The organism is Paenibacillus sp. AN1007, assembly GCF_040702995.1.
GTDB lineage: Bacteria > Bacillota > Bacilli > Paenibacillales > Paenibacillaceae > Paenibacillus.
On sequence record NZ_CP159992.1, the window covers coordinates 3,053,592 to 3,074,370 of the forward strand.

A 20,779-nucleotide genomic window follows, 5' to 3' on the forward strand; every position below is an offset into this window, starting at 1 on the left:
AAGGAGGAGAATAATATCCAGAAGTGGTCACAGCTTTTTTATAAAAATACAGGCTTGAATCCGTACGTATGGCTCGTCTTTTTTATTCTGCCCTTCTATTACATCTCTCAATATTCTCAATTATGGACAATGGTGACCGGCATTATTATCATCCTTGTATTCTTTGTCTGTTATCTGCTGGCCTTCATCACCAAAGGATGGCAGGTCTACATGTGGATCGGACTGCTGATCGCTATATCCATAACGATGACGATTGCATATGATTATGCTTATTTCTCATTATTCCTAGCTTTTTTTATTGGCAATATAAAAAATAAAGCCGGTTTCTTCACACTCTATTCGGTGAATCTTGGTGCAAGCTTCCTGACGGTCAATTATGGTTTTATCAATCAAAATTCCATGCTGCTTAGTCAGTTTCCATTTGTCTTTATCAGTCTGATGGCTTCTATCCTACTTCCGATCAGCACGTACAACAAAAACAAACGGGAACAGCTGGAAGGCCAGCTGGAAAGTGCCAATAAAAGACTGGATGATCTGGTCAAAATGGAAGAAAGGCAGCGGATCGCAAGGGATCTTCACGACACACTCGGACAGAAACTCTCTCTGATCGGGCTCAAAACCGATCTTGCCAAACGCCTGCTTCGCAAAAATCCGGACCAAGCCATCGTTGAACTGAACGAACTTCGACAAACAGCAAGTACAGCTCTCAAAGAAGTTCGCGAGATGGTTACGACGATGCGTGGAACGCAGCTGGTCGATGAGCTGTTCCGGGCGGAACAAATTCTGAAAGCTGCTTCCATTGAATTTATTTTAAAGGGCAGCTCGAAGCTGCAGGACACCTCTCAGTTGAATGAAAATGTGCTTGGTATGTGTCTGAAAGAAGCGGTCACCAATGTAGTGAAACACAGTCAGGCCTCGGTATGCACCATTACAATAGAAGAAACCCCTTCCCATAATGTTTTAACGGTCCATGATAACGGGATAGGTATCGAAGGTACGCGCAAGCAGGACCGCCGGGGAACCGGAATTCTCGGTATGAAAGAACGACTGGAATTCGTAAACGGATGTATGGACATTCGAACAGGTGCACAGCTGGAAGGCACAGCAGTAGTCATTCATGTACCCAAGCTGGTACGCAAACCTATGAAGGAGGCCGAAGAATGATCAGAATCGTCATTGCCGAAGATCAGCGTATGATGTTAGGCGCATTATCATCCCTGCTGAATCTGGAGGAGGATATGGAGGTTGTCGGACAAGCCAGCAATGGCCAGGAAGCCCTTGCACTTGTGCAGCAGCATGCCCCTGACATCTGTTTAATGGATATTGAAATGCCTGTGAAGAGCGGGCTGGAAGCTGCTGAGGAACTTAAGGGCATGAACTGTAAAGTCATTATCCTTACCACGTTTGCCAGAACCGGATATTTCGAAAGGGCACTCAAAGGGGGAGTTCGGGGATATCTGCTGAAAGACAGCCCGATTGAAGAACTGGCTGAGGCAATCCGCCAAGTGATGAATGGAAGACGTATCTTCGCTCCCGATCTGGTGGATGAAGCTTATGTGGAGGAAAACCCGTTAACTGAACGGGAACATGCCGTGCTCGGTCTCATGGCTGATGGAAAAAACACAAAAGAAATCGCTGGTCATTTGTTCATTACTACAGGGACTGTGCGGAATTACATTTCCATCATCCTGAATAAGTTAAACGCGAGCAACCGCATAGAAGCGATCACCCGATCTAAGGAAAAGGGATGGTTTAAGTAAGCGGAACGGAAAGATGCTGTAACGAATAGTAAGCTGAGCAGCAGCGATACCCGTTATAGATAACAAAAAAGCTTGGTCCAGGAGTCACTCCCCTGTGCCAAGCTTTTTGTGTTACTCACCTGAATTATTTTACCGACACAACCATCTGCAGTGCATCCAGCGGTACCTGCTCCGTTTTCAGCTGATGAATTTGCTTGCCGTCCTGCCATGAGATGGTCACGCGAACCGTTTTGCCCCCACTGGCATACTCCACGTTAACATATCCTTTGTCTTTAGGAGCAGACAGCATATGTGTCTCCAGGTAGTCGACCATTTTCTTCGCGATCCCCGGGTTATTCATCTGATCTTCGGAGACGGAGCGAATTTGCATCGTCCACCGACCTTCCTGCCACGTCAGGTACTGACTTCCAGCGGCCCCTTCAACCATACCTTTAATACCGTGTCCAAGATCAACCGTCATATCCTCTGGAAAGTTGTCCAGATTCGTTTCCGGAAAGATATCCGTTTGATTCGGATTGGAATATGTTTTCACCTCGTAGCTGGCGAGCCAAGGCACTTTACTATTTGATTTGGTTAGTGATGGATCATTTAACCCAGCAGGTTTGGAAGCCTTGTAGAAGTTCACAAGAAATGCATCGGATGTGTTTGTCGTAATCACCGCGCCCAAATATCGGTCTTTGGGTAGTGGAAAAGAAGTTGGCAGCACAGCGCCGGACATCTTCAACTCACTGCGTACCGACTTAACAACGTCATTGACATCGGATAACTCTGGATGGGAATTACTTCCGTTTGAGTTCGATCCGGCTGTCTCTGTGCTCCCTGACGCGCCCGAATCCCCTGAATCAGAAGCAGCGGTATTCCCTTTTTCGGCCTGAGTAGAATCTCCGGCTGCTGCTGGGGGTGTGCTTCCGGCGGCAGATGTCTGATTCGAGTTTGTTCCTCCGCAGCCAGCCAGAGCAAGCAGAACAGCCGTCGTCACCGGAATCGTCATCCATAATGTGTGTTTTTTCATGATGTGCACCTCCTGAGTTAGAACTGAACTCGTTGTAACGTTAATACAATGTTACCGCTTGTCATTCCAGAAATTCACCGGCTGTACACTCTTCGTTAAAATCTCGAATTGATATCCTTCAGCCTTCAGTGTTTTCAACACTTGAGGCAGTACTTTCAATGTCGCTTCCTGATCATGCATCAGCACGATCGGAGTAATCCCGTTTTTGTTCACCTTGTGAACCTGCGACATCACGTTGTTGTACACTTTCTGATGATCTTTTTTGTATTTCCAATCCAGGGAATCGACGTTCCAGTCCCACAAATGGAATCCGCCTTGACCGAGAAGCGCATTGCGATAGGCCGTCTTGAGATATGGCTTGCTGCCATATGGCGTACGCACAAGACTCGTTTTAACTCCCGCAGCTTTGTTCAGGCTCTCATTAGCCTGCTGCATTTCTTTTAATCCACTATAAGCTGTTTTGTAAAATTTACTAACCTCATGTGTTACACCGTGCAGGCCAAGACCATGTCCTTCCTTTACAATACGCTGCGTGCTTTTTTTATATTGTTCCATATGAGGTCCGAGCATGAAAAATGTAGCTTTGACTTTATATTGATCCAAAATATCGAGAAGCTCTCCGGTATGAGCTGAAGGACCGTCATCAAATGTCAAGTAGATGATCTTGGCGTTAGCCTTGCTGACCGATTTCTCCTTGGATGATGCAGCCGAGGCAGAATGCGGCATGAATAACAGTGGAAACAAAAGTAAGATGGCAAGTGTGGTAAGTAATGATTTACGAATGTGCAGCATAATAATAGTCTCCCTTATGTGTGTTTTTCCCCGGGTGTGTGTAATCGTTTCTACTCGTATCCCATGGCGATTAATTTTAATAGTATCAGAGACACGACCAGCTCTTCTCGCTTCAAAGGCTACGGTAGAGTTACACTTTTGTCAGATAAACTTAAAAATTAAAACGATTTTGATAGATTTGATCTTGTGTATGCGCCCGTAAGAATAGATCAATTCTGACATATACTCTATTACCCTATTTTAGCATTTTGATAGACTTCTATTTATTTTCATTCAGCACAGCAAAAAAAGCCTGCACGTATGCAGGCTTTCTTCCGTGAAGCCGCGACCTGAAGGGACGATGACCATTTTCTCAAACGCCCTCGCTGCTCTTCTTTAAATATTGCAGCTGGTATACGGTATGTACTGTTAATGAAGCATCCGGTTATCGAGTTATTAAGCTGTGCCAAAACCGTAACAGCCATGATATTCGGAAGTTCTGCTCTCCTTACTCCGCAGGAGCCGTAAATGAACGTTTGCCGAACTCTGCATCCAGCATGTAGAAAGCGTTGCTGTCATTTTCGATACGGCGGAGCTTTTGAATGATATTATCAAACAGAGCTTCCTCTTCGACCTGCTCATCAATGAACCACTTCAAGAAATACATTGTAGCGTGTTCACGCTCATTCAATGCGATATCCGCCAGGGCGTAGAACTTCTTCGTGTTCTGCTGCTCATGCGCATAACCGTGTTCAAATACATCCAGCATAGAGCTGTATTCGTTCTTCGGTTCAGGCATCGCCGCAAGGGTAGCGCGGTGTCCGCGATCATTCAGGAACTTATAAATTTTCATACCATGGAAACGCTCTTCTTCCGCCTGCACGATGAAGAAGTTGGCAAATCCATCCAGACTTTTGCTGGAACAATATGCAGCCATCGCCATGTAGACATGAGCGGAATAAAACTCAAAGTTCATCTGCTCGTTCAACGACGCAGTCAGTTCTTGACTCATGAAAAGCACCTCTTTCTTTCTGTGGGAATGCTTTTATTTTAACATAATATGAAAGCCGCTTGCACCCGCTTTTCTACATCATTCGTCAAGGATTGACGAGAACACGCTGGAATAAAAAAAGCTCTGCCGTGAAGGCAGAGCTTCTTTTCATCATTTCGGGTAGAAATGATTATACCAAGAACGCTTTGGAGATGATTACCAACAGGATGAACAGAACCAGAATCGCGCCTACGGAAGTAAAACCACCATAGCCGTAACCTCTTGTTTCTCCACCTACAACTTCGCTCATTGACTGTACCTCCTCTGCAACAGGTATGGGTTATCTTATGCAGAGAAGGATACTTTGACAGGGCGAATGCCCTATTGTTTAAATCCTGTTTACCTATTTTTTAATCAGTAACGCGGCGACTGCACCTGCATAATATCCATAAATGGCACTTTCGCCGTGAATTCTTCTTCCGTATGCTCTACATGAACAAGACGCGTGCGGGAATCCATCTTTACAATAATCCCCTGCACCTGCTCTTCTTTGCCCCAGACCGTGAGCAGCACTTCTGAGCGTTCATGAAAAGCCTCTACTAATTGGTTCCCCAGTTCCTCCAGTTCAAACTCATCCCGTGTGGGTCTTTTTGCAACTTTTGCTTTCGCCAATGCGGCTGCCTCCTCTACTACGACGTCCCGATTCCACGGTTGTGTGCCGAGTGCATATTCAATCAGTATACCATTCATTTACGTTTGTGTAATGTCATGACACCTTTTTTCGGTAAAAACATTCGTATGTTTCCACTTGTATTCGCTCTCCATCCCCTACTCATCCTGGTCTTCTACCAGAATGCTGTATTCATTGGACCTGGTCTCTCCAGAACGCTTTTGTTCGTTCCACTCATACGTGTAGAGAGCCGTCAAATATCCCTGCTGTATACCGGTTTGTTCAGGGGCCAGCTGCACAAGGTAAGCAAGCTCCTTTTCCGAATTCGGACCCAGCTCGCCGATGTGAAGATACCTTGGTGTGGAATATTCCGGAACGTTCAGCTGCATCTGACCGTCCTCCTGTCCCACCCATTTGGCACCCTGAGGCAGAATATTCCCTACCTGCACGCGTGCAGGCAGCGAACCCGTGTTGCTGACCCTTACATTGAAAGTGACTGTTCCTCCCTGCTCTACAATGGCAGGAAAAACCTCCACATAAACGTGAATAACAGGTGCTCTGAATTCCAGAACAGCTTCATTCGAAACAAGTCTTCTCTGAACTACGCGAGAGTCCGGCAGGCGGAATGTATAGAGCAGTACCGCCCGATTCACGTAACTGCGCTGAAAATTATTAACTTCACCCTCTGTACCCGCTGCCCCTGCAAGTTGGGCTTCAAATTGAATATGCAGCTCCGAGCGGGCAGTTAATGTACCCAGATCTATCACTGTGTTCGGGTTTGTGCCTGGACGTTTAACTCCGTTCCAGCTGAGGCTTCCTTCAACAAAGAGCAGCGAGCTGGGAAGGACATCCTGAAGTTTTGCATCCACCGCATAATGACTTTGATTAGACAGAGTAATATGATATCGTACCCGTTCTCCAGGTGCCGCCGCTGCAGGCGCCACCGTTTTGACAATCGATATCCGAGGTTCAACAATAACCAATGTGACTTCGTTCGAATCAACCGTTTCCTGGGCGCCGGCTGTAGCTGTAAAATATCTCAACACAGCCGTACTTGTTAATTGATCCCCCACCTGACCACCTGTGACCTGTACCCGATACTGTACGCGAATAACACGACCTGGTCCAATGTCTCCAAGATCAATTCCAGCATCCGGTGTGACCTGCGGTGCGAACATATCGTTAATCGTCACACTCGCCGGAATAAAAATAACACCTGCTGGCAAAGCCACGATCAACACAGCATCTGCTGCCGCAGCAAAACCCGGATTATTCACAAGAACCGTATACATTAATATATCTCCGGCAAATGTGTGAGTTCGGTCTACTTGAAGACTCACTTCGAGCCGCGATGTTTCGATGTGCACTTCAACCATGTTGGATCTCTCTGAGCCGCTAACCGTTCTGCCTTCTGTAGTAACAAACTCATAATTCACCTCTGCCTGGTTCAGCAGCTTGAGTGCAGATGGAACCCGCACAATAACGACCTGAAAGTGATAGTTCAGCACCGCACCCGGTGCAACTTCTGCAGGAGGCAGCCCCTGTACTGGAGAGACTCCCGGCAGGGGAATGCCGTCACGAAGTACACTGTTCGGTAGAAGTGATGTCTCCGAGGAGATCGGGTCCACTACACGGACAACGGCCGTGCGGTTTCCCGTATTTATAATTTCAATCTGGTACGTCAGAGATTGACCCAGAACGGCTGTTGTTACACTGCATCTTTTGCTTACTTTAATTCGAGGGCCGATCCATGGCGTGACGACCGTGTTGGAATATGCCACCTGTTCCAGTTCAGTCGTACCCGAGCTGAATCGAACCAGTGACTGATTCTTTAACCAGTGGGACAACGTACCTGGAATCTCGCTCATATCACCACAACCTCTACATTAAATGTAACGGTGGTTGAAGCTCCGGCAGCAATGGAACCCAGCGTAATTCCCGTATTCGGATTACCTGTCGGTCTCGCCACGCCGTTAACTACGACACTTCCCGGTACAAATACAGTACCCGCTGGCACAGGGTCAACCATGACCACATTGTTCACCGTTTCTATACCGCTGTTGGTCACCACTACGGTATATGTGATTACATCGCCCACGACAGCATCGATGGCACTGGTGCTTTTAACAACAACCACATTTGGAGCAGATACAGGAATAATCAGTACGTTGGACGATACCGTTCCCGTCAATACGCGTCCGTCTGGCGGACTGAATGTATAGTTCGCGACAGCCTGGTTGCTCAGCTGCTGGTTTTGAGGCAGTGAATCGACAGTAACGCCCAGAGTGACGGTTACATTCACAGAGCCACCAGGAGGAATGCTGCCTACAACGATGCCTGCTTCGGGATTGGCACCAGGCTGCGGTATACCATCGATCAGTACACTGTTCGGGAGCAGCACAGCACCAGCTGGAATGTTATCGGTTAAGGTAAGATTCGCAACCAGATTGCCGCTGTTATTGATCGTAAAGGAGTACACAATATCGTCACCGATGGTCGCATTCGATGTGCTGGCTGTTTTGGCTACCGTAATAATCGGCTGGTAGATCGGAGTAACAATCGTATTGGAATACGCTGCACCAGAGAACACACCCGATGTGAAGCTTACAGAAGATTGACTGCTGACTTGCGGCGGCGTTGGAAGTGAGTTGACACGTACAGCATATGAAACGGCGATGGACTCTCCAGGAGCCAGTGTACCGAGTGCAATACCTAGTGCAGGGTTCGCCGAAGCACGCGGTGTACCGTTAACCAATACACTTCCTGTAACAAAGGTGGTTGCAGGGTCGATTGGATCGGTCAGGACAATGTTGTTCACCGGGTCAATACCGCTGTTGGTCACCACCATCTCATAAACAATCGTATCGCCTACGACCGCATCTGTAGAAGTTGTTGTTTTTACAACAGTCACATTCGGTGCAGAGACCTGAATAATCAGTGCATTCGATGTAATGCTCCCCCCAAGTGTTCTTCCGTCCGGCAGCGTATACGTATACGCAGCTGATGCCTGATTGGTAATGGACTGGCTTACTGGGAGTGTTGTGATAACAATGGAAAATGTCACGATCGTCGTGGTGGATACCACGCCAAGTGAAATACCTGAAGCAGGATCAACGCCTGGTGCTGATGCTCCGTTAATAATGACACTATTAGGTACAAACTCTGTACCCGCAGGAATGGTATCGGTCAGTGTTACAGAAGCACCATAGTTTCCGGTATTCGTTACAGCAATACTGTAAATGACGGTATCCCCCACCGTGGCAATAGCTTGATCTCCTGTTTTGACTGCTGCCAGAATAGGTTGATATACCGGGGTCGAGACCGTGTTAGAGAACGTAGTGGCAGAAAACGCTCCGGATGTAAAACTCACTGTGGATTGATTGTTTAACGCAGCACTCGACGGCAGACTTGTAACTCTTACGCTGAATACAACCGTAACTGTCGCCCCAGGTGCAATGGAGCCCAGTGTAATCCCCGTAGAAGGGTTGGCATTAGGACGCAGCACGCCATCCACAAAAACACCGCTTGGCGCAAGTACTGTACTTGCTGGCAAAGCATCCGTAAATATGACATTGCTGACATTCGCAATGCCATTGTTCGTTACTGCAATGCTGTACGTTACGATATCCCCTACGGATGCTGCTGTAGAAGTGGTTGACTTGACAACAGCCACGTCAGGTGCAGACACAGGGATCGTCAGCACATTGGAAAGTACGGATCGAGTGATACTTCTTCCATCCGGCAGAGTGAACGATAGCGCAACTGAAGCCTGATTGACAAGCTGCTGCGGACTAGGGAGCGTTTCAATCACAACGGAAAAAGTGATGGTTGTGGTTGCTCCGGCTGCAACCGTTCCGGCAGGAATTCCCGCCGCAGGACTTGCAGCTGGCAGGGGCTGACCGTTAACAATGACGCTGTTCGGCACAAGTGCGGTACCCGCTGGCAGATTGTCTGTCAGATTAATCTGTGCTCCGAAATTCCCCTGATTGCTCACACTGATCGTATAACTGACCGTATCCCCAACGGTAGCATTCTGTGTGCTGGCTGTTTTCTGGGCTGTTAATACGGGCTGAAACACCGGAGTTAACACGGTATTAGAGAACGTTGTACCCGAAAATGTGCCGGAGGTGAATGTAATGGTTGAGCGATTGCTCAGCTGATTGTTCGGAGGAATGTCGTTAACAATGATGCTAAACGTAACGGCTGCCGTCCCGCCTGGTGCAAGCGTCCCCAGCGGTATTCCGCCCGATGGACTGGCCGCCGGTTGTGATACACCGTTCACCGTCACACTACCTGAAACAAATGAAGCACCGGATGGGATAGGATCAGAAAACTGCACACTGTTCACAGGTGCGATACCGCTGTTAGTGACCAGTACGGAATAAACGACCGTGTCACCTACGGTTGCGGCTGTAGATGCTGTGCTTTTTACCACACTTACGTTAGGCGATGAAACGGGAAAAGTAAGTGTGTTTGAAGTCGCCGTGCCAGTCAACGTTCGACCGTCAGGCGGTGTAAAGGTAAAGGTGGATGATGCAAAATTACTGAGCTGCTGTGGAGATGGCAGAGAATCCACAACTACAGCAAACGTGACAACCGCTGTGCCTCCCGCCGCTACAGTACCTACCGGAATGCCAGTGCCGGGCGTAACTCCCGGCTGCGGCACACCCGAAACCACCACACTGTTGGGCACAAAGGTCGTCGCAGCCGGGATCGTATCCGTGACAGTAACATTCGCCTGAAGGTTACCCGCATTACTCACCGTTATGGTATACACGACAGTATCACCGACAGTCGCATTTATCGTGTTTGCTGTTTTAACAAGAGCAATCTGCGGCTGTATGACAGGGGTCTGGGTTGTATTCGAAGATGATGATCCCGAAAATGAACCGGAAGTAAAGCTGACCGTCGACTGATTGTTAATCTGGGAAGGAATCGGCATAGTTATCCTCACCTCAAAAGTTACGGTTACTTCAGCTCCCGGGGCCAAAGTACCGATTGGAATGCCGGCGGTCGGATTGGAGAGCGGTGATGCAGTGCCGTTCACCAGGACACTTCCGGGTATAAATGGGGTGTTCGAAGGCAGTGAATCAATAAATATGACATTGTTGACCGCGACTGTTCCGTTATTTCGAATCAAAGAAGTATAACGGATTACATCCCCGACCACCCCATAATCAGCATTATCACTTTTAACGATGCTGACATTGGGCAGGGATACAGGGATCGCGACCGTATTGGATGAAACAAAACCTGCAATGACCCTTCCGCTTGGTAGCGTGTAGCTGTATGAGGCAGCAGCTTGGTTAATCAACTGTCTTGGATCTGGCAGACTTGTAACAGTTGCAAGGAAAGACACCGTCACAGATGCTCCGGCAGCCAAGGACCCGAGACTGATTCCCGAATTGGGACTTACCCCCGGAGCCGGGTTTCCATTAATCAAGACACTGTTTGTAACAAATACAGCTCCTGCAGGAACAGGATCGGTCAATGTAACCAATGCCGTAATATTACCTGTGTTGGTGAGTTGAACATTGTAATTAAATGTGTCTCCGACAGTCAGACTCGATGTACTCGCGGACTTCAATGCTTGAATGACCGGTTGGTAGATGGGGGTGTTCACCGTCACCGATGAAGACACACCGTTGAAACTGCCGGAAGTAAAAGCAGCGCTTGCCCTGTTGCTCACTACACCTGATGCTGGAACAGCAGTGACCCGCGTCTGATAAGTTACCGTGACACTGGAGGAATTGCTCAAGGTCCCCAGGGCGATGCCTGCGACCGGACTGGCATTACTCTGCACCACTCCGCCCACTGTGACCGTCCCCGCTATGAATTCAGATCCTGATGATGGTGTGTCGGAGAGCACCAGATTTTGCACAGCACCCCCGCCGGCATTTGTGATGACTACCCTGTACGTGAGTGCATCTCCGACTGTGCCATCTGTCGTGTTGACCGTTTTGGATACAGTAATATTGGGCGCGGAAGCAGGGATGCGAATGATATTGGAAACCGAGCTGCCGGATAAATTCCGCCCGCTTGGAAGCTGATAGGTGTATGCGGCAGTCCCCTGATTCTCTAATACAGGTGGAGAAGGAATTGTAGTCAGAGTGGCTCGGAATATAACGGTTGCGCTTCCTCCGGGCGCAATACTTCCCAGTGTAATCCCGGTCAAAGGACTCGTTCCTGGTCTTGGAGTGCCATTAACGGTTACCGAATCAGGTACAAAAGTCAGACCCGCAGGAATGGTATCTGTCACATTGACTTGTGCAGCAAGATTTCCGGTATTGCTGACCACGAGTGTGTAGGCAAGCTGATCCCCCTGTGTTGCGTTGGTTTGGCTTGCCGATTTCACAATGTTAATCACAGGCTGGTACACAGGTGTTGTTACTGCGTTAGAGTTCGAAATGCCCGTGAATGCTCCGGAACTGTACGAGACCGAGGCTCGGTTAAGCAGCGAGCCTCCCGCTGGTAGAGACTGCACACTGACCTGAAACGTCACCGCTGCGGAGGTCCCGGCATTGATGGTTCCCAGCGCAATTCCACTTGCCGGATTAGCTGAGGGTACACTTGTACCCCGAACCGTTACGCTTCCAGGCACAAAACTCAGCCCTGACGGAAGACTATCCGTCAGAATTACACTGCTGATCGGTTGTATGCCTCCGTTCGTTGTGACCACCGAATACGTAAAGGTCTCTCCAACTGCGGCATCCGTAACTGTGGCTGTCTTCAGAACAGTAACATTAGGCAGCGTTACCGGAATGGTCAGTGTATTCGATGCCGCTGTCCCCGTAATCGTCCGTCCGTCTGGCGAGTTAAACGAGTAAGTAGCGGAAGCCTGGTCAACCAATGTCGGCGGTGTAGGCAGGCTGGTCACCAGTACCTGAAACGTAATTGTGGTTACACTTCCCGCAGCCAGTGTACCCAAATTAACCCCTGCAGCCGGGTTAGCTCCTGCAATAACCGTTCCATTGACACGAAAGCTGCCAGCGACATACGTACTTCCAGCGGGAATATTATCACTAATAGTGACATTTGCTCCTACATTTCCTCCGTTAGTCACCTGAAGCGTATAGGTCACCTGATCGCCCACTGTAGCATTCGTTGAGTTGGCAGATTTCACAATGGACAGGTTGGGTGAGTATACAGTAAGTGCTGCGTTATTCGAAGGAATAACACCACTAATGACGGGACCCCCGGCAACACTTTGAAACGTAAATGCTGCATTCGCGGAATTGACGAGCTGCAGAATACCTGCATCATTTGTAATCTGGGCACGGTAGGTGACGACCACACTGCTGTTCAGATTCAAAGAACCTAAGGGTATACCTGATGTCACATCCAGCGTGGGCCTAGACACCCCGCCTACCGTAATGCTGCCAGGCACAAACGTTAGGCCTGTCGGCAGCGTATCCGACAGCACTACACTGGCCGCACTTGCCGAGCCGCCATTGGTAATTGTTGCTGTGTACGTCACAATATCTCCGGCCACAGCCCCGGTAGCCGTAAAAGATTTCGCAACAGTAATCCGTGGCGCATTAATGTCCACTTGTATGGCGTTGGCATTGACGATATATGCATCACCGGATGTAGTAAGAGTTAACACTGCCGAAGACTGGTTGTTGATCAACCTGGCAGACACATCCACATTGGTGATATCCCAGCCCTGACGCCCTCCGACAATATTTGTTCCGGGTGCTCCATTGATCTGATTGCGGGTTCCAAACGTACCTGTAGTATTGAGCGCGCCTGTATCGCCATTAATTTGTGACGCAAAAAAGTTAGCCGCCAGATTATTCGGTCCGGAGAGTGCGACTGAGGTAGCTGAAGTCGGCCCAAACAACGCCTGATCCCCTGTCCGATTCGCATCCCCCTCCTGCGCACTGAACAGGGCTCTGCCACCCAGCGCTCCGGATATCGGCGTTGCAAAACCTGTAAGCGTAGTTACTACGGGCGCCGAAGAGGCTTGAACCAGTACCCCGCCCGCACGCAGGGACATATTCCGAAAAGGCAGATTTCCATTTTGGTAGATAACGCCCAATGTCCAGCCTGCATGATTAGCTGTTGAATCATTGGTGATGACGATCGTGCCTACGACTCCACCTGTGATATATGTACCTGCTCCTCCGTTTTGTACAAGGGTGGTGACGTTAGCCGACCGCACATATCCTGCTGCGTTGTTGCCAAGATCGAACTGATTATATGTGGCTGGGTCTGGCGTGACACTGAATGTTCCCGCAGGGGTCGTAAACGAAACCGGATTGTTGATTGCCGAACTGAGGTTAACCGTTCCATTAATATAACTCCCGCCCCAGATCAGCTCCGCATACAGAACTGTACTGCCTGCTGGCAGAACCAGAATTGCTGCTGAACTATTGCTCTGGTAAAGACTGGTTGTTCCCGCAGGATACGTCCCGTATGTCAAAGCTGTATTCGTGGTTGTAAATCCTCCGATACTGTCCAGAGTTCCTGGTACTCCTGCCGTATCGGAACGGCTTAGTCCAAGTGTGTTACCCGTAAACGTAATTGCCCCTGTAGCGTTGACGGTGGAACGAACGACAAGAGGAATGAAATTCACCTGCCCTTCAGCAAAATAATACTCCGGCACGGCAGTAGAGCTTGTTGTTAGTCTATGAAGCATCGCCCATAAATTTGTATGTCCACATCCGAAAGTTTGGTTGTCCTGTGGGTTTGGGTAACCTGTGGATGATTATGTAAGGTTAATTATCATACTTCACATTTTATCGCTTGCGTTTTGCCGATTGTATCTTATAATCAACTTATACGAGAGTTGTCTGTCGTATCATTTTGATGCAGTCAGCGGTGATATATGAACAATACATCAGAACAAAACAACTATATTCCAAGTGAGTATGAGATCAAACATTCCAAATGGATACGTAAAATGCTTCATGCGTACTGGGTTGTTATCGTTTCTCATTTTTTAATTCAGATTGGTTGTTATCTTTTTCTTAAATATGATCTCGCCCCCCTGGATTTTATAGTAAACGTCCTATTTTGGCCCACGGCTATAGCTGCGTTTTGCATCTTGTTTGCCAGCTATGTGGATCGAAAATTTCCTTCCTACTCGTTCTATACCATGTCAATAACCAGTACAGTGATCGCCTGGACCACTATCCATGTCAATTACGACATTCGGATTATGCTCGCCATATGCCTGCTGCCGATCTTTGCCTCTGTGCTGTTTTTTGACCGAAAGCGTCTGTGGTTTGTTTTCGGGCTGCAGATGGCAGGATATGGTCTGCTTTTGTTCGATTCGGCCTACCGAGCCTATCTGAACTCGTTCGACATGGTTTCAATTCCGGCCTTTTTGGTTATTGCAACGTATGTTGCACAGATCATTGTGACCAGCGGCGTCGAAGTGCTGGAAGATCTGCAGGCCAGTATGAATGCCGAAAATGACCTTATTGTCAAGAATGCGATTATCGCCAAACAGTCAAAAACAGACGGACTAACCAACCTATATAATCAAAGCTCCTTCAAAGATTATTATGAGAAGGCACTTGAATATGCGCATAATGGGATGAGCCTGCATCTGGCACTGATTGATATTGATGATTTCAAAATAATCAATGATACGTATGGTCACCGCGTTGGTGACATTATATTGGAGAAGGTGTCTTTGATTATTCAGGAGAGTATTACAGCGAGTGACATTGCTGCACGGTATGGCGGAGAAGAATTCGCTTTGTTAATGTTTGAACAATCCTTTGAGGAGGCCTATGGTCTGGTCGAACACATCCGGCAAAAGATTGCACTTATCAGGCATCTTGAACTCGGTGGATCTTCCATAACAGTAAGTATTGGTCTCAAAGGCTACCGTCTTAATCTGAGCAAAGACAAGTTGTTTGAAGAGGTAGATGCCTGCTTGTATGCGGCCAAACGTACGGGTAAAAATAAAACCGTAACATCAATGGTTTCAGCTTGATTCGATCCATCATCATTCCAGGAAATAAAGTTGTGCTGTATCCGATTTACCCGGGTCTACAGCACAACTTTTCTGTTTGCAGCGATCCGCTTTTTCCTCTGGATTCGCCTTTTTCCACTAATCTGCCCACTCCCAGCGGTGACGATATTGTTCCAACCTTGGGTGCATCTCTCCGGGTTGACCGTCAATGATAAGCCGCAGCTCCTTAATCCAGTCTGTGAAAGAGTCAAAGGAAGCCCATTGATTGGCCATCGCCGCAGTCATATATAGAAAAAGAGGTGCAGGGTATTCGGCTTGAATATGCCTAAGTGCTGTGTCCATGGGAGTATACTTTTTACGTTTCCCTTCCAGACCCTCTACACGGATCATGGAAGAGGACTGATCTCGCCGCCATTCATGAAGACGGTCCTCCCTTTTGTAATACGGCTGTACCGCATCTCGGCTCATTCGTCTCACTGTGCTCTCGTGTAACGGAAACAGCACCAGCTGTGCAAAAGCTCGCGCGTCCATGATCACCGCTGCTCGTTCAAGCTGCTCGTCCGTCACATGCTCAAACGAATCATAGAAGACCAGTGTGCCTTTACGGCTGGGCGCAGCAGGTTCATAACCATAAGGTACATTCGTGTATTTTCCAGTCAATTGAAATCCCGCCCTCCGTTCAAACAGCGTTTGAACAAAATCTGAAGCTCGCTGAATTGAATAGTCACCGCTTTAGTATATGCTAAGGTGTCTCATCCAACTCGGAATAAAAGGTCACTCTGTTCTTGCCCGCACGTTTGGAACGGTAGAGTGCCTCATCGGCCATTCGTATAATATCACTTGGATTGGTACTATTGGTCGGATACTCGGCTCCGCCAATACTGCACCCGATGTGAACCCGTTCGTATTCGATAATAAAGGGTTTATTCAGACTTTGAATCACGTCTTGGGCATACTGGATCGCTTCCTGCCGTGGATCATCTAAAGCAGAGCGAAGTACGATCAGGAATTCGTCACCGCCAAGTCGGACCGTAATGCCATGCTCATGACTCAGAGCGGTAAGACGTTGAGCTACTTTTTGAAGCAGTATATCTCCGGTCTGATGCCCAAGCGTATCATTCACACTCTTGAAACCATCCAGATCCAGATAGAGAAAAGTAAGTGTGTGATCCTCACTTTCCATTTCAAGTGACTCCTCAAGATACACTTCAAGCGCTGTACGATTCTTCAATCCGGTAAGCTGATCATAATGTGCCAAATTTTGCATAACAACCAGTTCCGAGTCCTTATCCAGAATGGAAGATAACATGTTGCGCAGCGAACGTGACAATGCTTCAATCTCCGTTATGCCTTTATTCTCAGGGATATCTACATTCTCTCCAGCACCGAGACGGTCTGCAACTCTGGTCAGCCGAACCAGCGGGGCCGAGATCTTTCTGGATAGAAGCCAGCCAATCAGTGCAAACAGCAGTGTCACAATGAAACCTGAACATATGTTAAACCACATCAGATCCATAACAGAAGCAAATGCAGTCGATTGGACCTGTCGAATAACGATCGTCCACCCTAGTCCCGGATAATCTTTATACCCCTGACTATACGCAAATCCAGTAACATAATCTTTTCCATCCGGCCACTTCTCGCTTGACCAGCCGATTTTGCTCTTATGGCCTTCACCTATTCGATCCAATTCAAGGGGTTTACCTAACCAATCTTTGGGGCCGAGCAGAACCGTGTGCTCTTTCCTGCTAACGATAAAGAATTCAAGATCCTTCTCATCCCGTTCTAACGGAACGAGCACGGAGGACTCGACCTCCTTGGCCCATGCCCAGCTGAGATGTGCTGCTAATACACCACGAATCTGACCGCGGCTGTCCAATAGCGGAAAGCTGATATCCACGAACTGCAGCGGCTCGCCGGACGGGTTGGGCAGCAGTTTGGCCAGCAGCACCGCATTATGTACATCTCCAATAAATTTACCCTTGATTCCCTCCTGAAACACAGGCCGTTCGGACAAATTTTTCCCCAAAAGAATGCCATCGGTAGCTGCGAGCACTTTTCCTTTGGGGTCGATGAATCCAACCCAGGAGAATGAGGGAAAGCTATTCTGGAGCTGATCCAGCAGAATCTGGATATCTGCAGGTTTAAATTGATCATTCAAGGATGCCATGCTGCCCAGAAGATCCATTTCACCTGACCGGGCATACATGAAACGATCCAGCTTGTCTGCTGCCTGTGCGGCTGTACTCTCCAGTGAATGGCCGATTTCGGTTTCCACAGCGTCGAATGATTTTTGACTGAAAAGGGATCCGATTGTCAATATAACTAACAAGGATAATACTGCAAAAATGACGGTAAGCACCGTTCTAAGTTTGAATGACATACAACCTCCTGCATATACGGTGAACCGCTCTAACCATTTTACCAGTCAACTTCTGTTTGATGCAAAAAGGGAAAAACAGCTCTATCTTCTGTTGAACTAATATCGGTATTTTTCACTGCTTTATTAATATATGTATCCATACAATTTCGGGCCAAAACAGCACCGAGTTTCTTCCATTCAAAGAATAGTCACGATTCTGTATATACAAACTTGGGTTATGAATATAGAGAGCAAGCATATCCTTAGGGGATTGCGCCTGTATGTCACAGAGAGAACGACGAGAAAATAAACATTGGGGGTGTAATTATTTGAGCCTGCTTCACGCTGCTGTTATTTTGCCTTTTGCAGCTGGCATCTTTCTGTCCCTGCTGCACAGACTATTCAGTAAAATTCATCTGGGATGGCTGGTACTGCTTGTACCGGCATCGTTATTCGTTTATTTTGCAAATCTGATTCCTGCTGTATCCCAGCGCCAACCGGTATCCGGTCAGATCCCATGGATTCCTTCCTTGGACATCGGATTTAATCTATATCTGGACGGACTGAGCTTGCTGTTAACGCTTCTGATTAGCGGGATCGGTGTACTTGTCGTCTTTTACTCCATTTTTTATATGAGCAAAACAGAGGCACTGAACCGCTTCTACCTCTATCTGTTAATGTTCATGGGAGCGATGCTTGGCGTCGTATTGTCAGACAATATGATTGTACTGTATGCCTTCTGGGAGCTCACAAGTATTACTTCATTTTTGTTAATCGCCTTTCACTACAAGCGCAAAGCTTCAACATCCGGCGCACAAAAATCATTCCTGATTACCGTCTTTGGCGGGTTTGCCATGCTGGCCGGATTCATGCTGATGTATCTGATGACAGGCACCTTCAGCATCCGTGCAACCATTATGGAATGGGGACAGATTCAGGATAGTTCGTTGTTCCTGCCCGCCCTTGTTCTGATTCTGATTGGAGCGTTCACGAAATCGGCACAATTCCCGTTTCACATCTGGCTTCCCGATGCCATGGAAGCTCCAACACCTGTTAGTGCGTACCTGCACTCTGCCACCATGGTCAAAGCTGGACTGTACGTGGTTGCCCGCTTCACACCCATCTTTGGTGGTCAGGGATTATGGTTCTGGTTGGTAACCGGAGTGGGACTGCTCACATTGAGTTACGGATCATTTCTAGCTGTGAAGAAAAATGATCTCAAAGCCATTCTTGCCTATTCAACCATCTCTCAACTGGGTCTGATTATGTCCCTATTCGGGGTCGGATCTGCTGCTCTCTATTTCGGATATGGCGAATCCTCGGCATTGTATACCGCAGCAATCACGGCTGCGCTGCTCCATCTATTCAATCACGGGACATTCAAAGCCGCACTGTTTATGGTTGCCGGCATTGTCGATCACGAGACAGGCACAAGGGACATCCGCAAACTTGGCGGACTGGCAGCATTCATGCCGATCACGTTCAGCCTGGCTCTCATCGGCTCACTCGCCATGGCAGGTATCCCGCCTTTTAACGGATTTATCAGTAAGGAATTGTTCTTTCAAGCCATGGTACAAAGCACAGATCTCCGTATCTTTGGCTTAGGTTCATGGAGTATCCTGCTCCCTGTTATCGCGTGGCTGGCCAGTATATTTACCCTGATCTACGCTCTCATTTTCGTGTTCAAAACATTCCTCGGTCGTAGCCGAAATGAGCTTCCAGCCGAGAAATTACATGAAGCGCCTGCCGGTCTGCTCATTCCACCGATCATTCTGGGAACTCTCGTCATCACATTTGGACTCTTTCCAGACCTCCTGTCGGGGTCGCTGATCGAACCGGCGATGGCAGCCGTTCTTCCTTCCCTCGTGAATGGAGATGAACGCTTTGATGTACATTTCTCTTTATGGCATGGCTGGACTCCCGAATTGTTCATGACCATCGGTGTTGTTGTACTCGGTGTCATGCTTTACAAGCTGCTGCCACGATGGAGGAATATTTATGAGCACTATCCACAGGGATTGACGATCAACAACATGTACCATGTTGTTCTGGACAACGTACAGCACTATGCACGCAGGTGGACCGAAGCTTATATGAATGGCTCCGTTCGTAATTACCTGGTTTATATTTTTTCCTTCACAGTCGCTTTGCTGGTCTACGCATTTTTCCGCTCTGGAGAAAATATTACCTGGAATGTACAGGATCATGCACCTTACTCGTTCTATGAAGTGGTGCTGCTGATTACATTGATTGCAGCTGCTGTCTCTATCCCTTTTGCCAAGAACCGGTTATCTGCCGTCATTATGACCGGCGCTGTCGGTTATCTGGTTACGTTGCTGTTCGTCCTGTTCCGTGCACCAGATTTGGCACTGACACAGATGATCGTAGAGACCGTCTCCGTAGCGCTGTTCCTGCTCTGTTTCTACCATCTGCCTGAGTTACAGCGTGGGAAGTCAAGTCCCCGTTATATAACGGTCAATATGATTGTAGCCATTTCTGTCGGAGTGGTGATGACCATGGTTGCTCTTGCTGCCAGCGGTACAGCTTCACTCGACAGCATATCCGCTTTCTTTCTTCAGGAAGCATACAGTTCAGCAGGCGGGAAAAACGTCGTGAATGTGCTCCTGGTTGACTTCCGCGGCTACGATACGATGCTGGAGATTATGGTTCTTGGTGTGGCCTCTCTATCCATCTATTCCATGATCAATCTGAACCTCGAAGCCAAAGATCTCGGAGCCAGACTGAAATTCCGTAAGAAAGAAGAAAAACAAGACGAAGAAGCCGAACTCGATGACGAGGCAGACAACACCAAAAAATACGGAAACCGCGAGCGCAGTACATTGTCTTGGGACACGGTACCCCTGCAGAGTAATGATGTGCTCCTGCAAACGACGACAAAAGTGGTTGTATTTATCATCCTGACCTTCGCGATGCATCTGTTCTTTGCCGGACACCATAATCCAGGCGGAGGATTTATTGGCGGCCTCGTCACAGCAGCAGCCCTTGTGCTTATCGCTCTTGCCTTCAGTACAGATACGATACGCAAAGCGCTGCCCATCGATTTCCGAAGTTTGACAGCCATCGGTTTGGGCATAGCCCTGCTCACTGGTGCAGGTTCATTCCTGTTCGGTGTTCCATTCCTCAGCCAGACATTCGGATATTTCGAACTTCCACTGCTGGGTGAGACGGAACTTGCCACAGCGATGCTGTTCGATCTTGGCGTATATCTCGCTGTTCTGGGCGTCACCATGACTATCATTTTACAGATCGGGGAGGATCGTTGAT

At 48.1% G+C, this 20,779-nt stretch carries 13 protein-coding genes; 4 read left to right on the forward strand and 9 right to left on the reverse strand.

Annotated features, from left to right (window positions below):
• The first annotated feature begins 15 nt into the window (after positions 1-15).
• Together ABXS70_RS13370 and ABXS70_RS13375 are read left to right on the forward strand one after the other, a co-directional pair.
• Complete coding sequence (locus tag ABXS70_RS13370) at positions 16-1,164, forward strand: sensor histidine kinase (RefSeq protein ID WP_366296646.1); 1,149 nt, start codon at positions 16-18, stop codon at positions 1,162-1,164.
• Positions 1,161-1,760, forward strand: a complete 600-nt coding sequence (locus tag ABXS70_RS13375; protein WP_154984201.1) for a response regulator transcription factor — start codon at positions 1,161-1,163, stop codon at positions 1,758-1,760. Before ABXS70_RS13370 ends, ABXS70_RS13375 begins: the two co-directional genes overlap by 4 nt.
• A 124-nt stretch (positions 1,761-1,884) precedes the next feature.
• On the opposite strand, the gene ABXS70_RS13380 is transcribed toward ABXS70_RS13375, so the two are convergent.
• The 7 genes from ABXS70_RS13380 to ABXS70_RS13410 form a co-directional block, all read right to left on the reverse strand.
• Positions 1,885-2,772: a hypothetical protein gene (locus ABXS70_RS13380; protein WP_366296286.1), complete on the reverse strand. Its 888-nt coding sequence runs from the start codon at positions 2,770-2,772 to the stop codon at positions 1,885-1,887.
• A gap of 51 nt (positions 2,773-2,823) precedes the next feature.
• The gene (locus ABXS70_RS13385) at positions 2,824-3,564 is read right to left on the reverse strand and encodes a polysaccharide deacetylase family protein (protein ID WP_366296288.1); all 741 of its coding nucleotides are present in this window, start codon (positions 3,562-3,564) and stop codon (positions 2,824-2,826) included.
• 487 nt (positions 3,565-4,051) lie between these two features.
• Entirely contained in the window at positions 4,052-4,555 is a 504-nt protein-coding gene (locus ABXS70_RS13390; RefSeq protein WP_342555770.1) for a ferritin, read from the reverse strand.
• Positions 4,556-4,724: 169 nt separating this feature from the next.
• A complete protein-coding gene (locus ABXS70_RS13395) occupies positions 4,725-4,844 on the reverse strand; it encodes a dihydroorotate dehydrogenase (RefSeq protein ID WP_111272660.1) in 120 nt (39 codons plus the stop codon).
• Positions 4,845-4,948: 104 nt separating this feature from the next.
• A complete protein-coding gene (locus ABXS70_RS13400) occupies positions 4,949-5,206 on the reverse strand; it encodes a YolD-like family protein (protein ID WP_090920584.1) in 258 nt (85 codons plus the stop codon).
• Positions 5,207-5,362: 156 nt separating this feature from the next.
• The gene (locus ABXS70_RS13405) at positions 5,363-7,072 is read right to left on the reverse strand and encodes a DUF11 domain-containing protein (protein ID WP_342555769.1); all 1,710 of its coding nucleotides are present in this window, start codon (positions 7,070-7,072) and stop codon (positions 5,363-5,365) included.
• Positions 7,069-13,845 carry a hypothetical protein gene (locus ABXS70_RS13410; protein ID WP_366296291.1) on the reverse strand — a complete coding sequence of 2,259 codons (6,777 nt, stop codon included), beginning with the start codon at positions 13,843-13,845 and terminating at the stop codon, positions 7,069-7,071. Before ABXS70_RS13410 ends, ABXS70_RS13405 begins: the two co-directional genes overlap by 4 nt.
• A 189-nt stretch (positions 13,846-14,034) precedes the next feature.
• On the opposite strand from ABXS70_RS13410, the gene ABXS70_RS13415 reads away from it, so the two are divergent.
• Positions 14,035-15,153: a GGDEF domain-containing protein gene (locus ABXS70_RS13415; protein WP_342555767.1), complete on the forward strand. Its 1,119-nt coding sequence runs from the start codon at positions 14,035-14,037 to the stop codon at positions 15,151-15,153.
• A gap of 117 nt (positions 15,154-15,270) precedes the next feature.
• Here ABXS70_RS13415 and ABXS70_RS13420 read toward each other — a convergent pair whose 3' ends face one another.
• Both ABXS70_RS13420 and ABXS70_RS13425 read right to left on the reverse strand, forming a co-directional pair.
• Positions 15,271-15,792 carry a hypothetical protein gene (locus ABXS70_RS13420; RefSeq protein ID WP_366296294.1) on the reverse strand — a complete coding sequence of 174 codons (522 nt, stop codon included), beginning with the start codon at positions 15,790-15,792 and terminating at the stop codon, positions 15,271-15,273.
• 82 nt (positions 15,793-15,874) lie between these two features.
• Positions 15,875-17,515, reverse strand: coding sequence for a diguanylate cyclase (locus ABXS70_RS13425; RefSeq protein WP_366296296.1), 1,641 nt, complete (start codon positions 17,513-17,515; stop codon positions 15,875-15,877).
• 308 nt (positions 17,516-17,823) lie between these two features.
• Here ABXS70_RS13425 and ABXS70_RS13430 point away from each other — a divergent pair, with 308 nt between their 5' ends.
• Complete coding sequence (locus tag ABXS70_RS13430) at positions 17,824-20,778, forward strand: Na+/H+ antiporter subunit A (protein WP_366296298.1); 2,955 nt, start codon at positions 17,824-17,826, stop codon at positions 20,776-20,778.
• Position 20,779: the final 1 nt, after the last annotated feature.

What these genes read in the sequence shown, in the direction of transcription:
- ABXS70_RS13375 (WP_154984201.1), top strand. Translation starts at nt 1,161, where the DNA reads ATGATCAGAATCGTCATTGCCGAAGATCAGCGTATGATGTTAGGCGCA.
- ABXS70_RS13380 (WP_366296286.1), bottom strand. Translation starts at nt 2,772, where the DNA reads ATGAAAAAACACACATTATGGATGACGATTCCGGTGACGACGGCTGTT.
- ABXS70_RS13385 (WP_366296288.1), bottom strand. Translation starts at nt 3,564, where the DNA reads ATGCTGCACATTCGTAAATCATTACTTACCACACTTGCCATCTTACTT.
- ABXS70_RS13390 (WP_342555770.1), bottom strand. Translation starts at nt 4,555, where the DNA reads ATGAGTCAAGAACTGACTGCGTCGTTGAACGAGCAGATGAACTTTGAG.
- ABXS70_RS13395 (WP_111272660.1), bottom strand. Translation starts at nt 4,844, where the DNA reads ATGAGCGAAGTTGTAGGTGGAGAAACAAGAGGTTACGGCTATGGTGGT.
- ABXS70_RS13405 (WP_342555769.1), bottom strand. Translation starts at nt 7,072, where the DNA reads ATGAGCGAGATTCCAGGTACGTTGTCCCACTGGTTAAAGAATCAGTCA.
- ABXS70_RS13410 (WP_366296291.1), bottom strand. Translation starts at nt 13,845, where the DNA reads ATGCTTCATAGACTAACAACAAGCTCTACTGCCGTGCCGGAGTATTAT.
- ABXS70_RS13415 (WP_342555767.1), top strand. Translation starts at nt 14,035, where the DNA reads ATGAACAATACATCAGAACAAAACAACTATATTCCAAGTGAGTATGAG.
- ABXS70_RS13425 (WP_366296296.1), bottom strand. Translation starts at nt 17,515, where the DNA reads ATGTCATTCAAACTTAGAACGGTGCTTACCGTCATTTTTGCAGTATTA.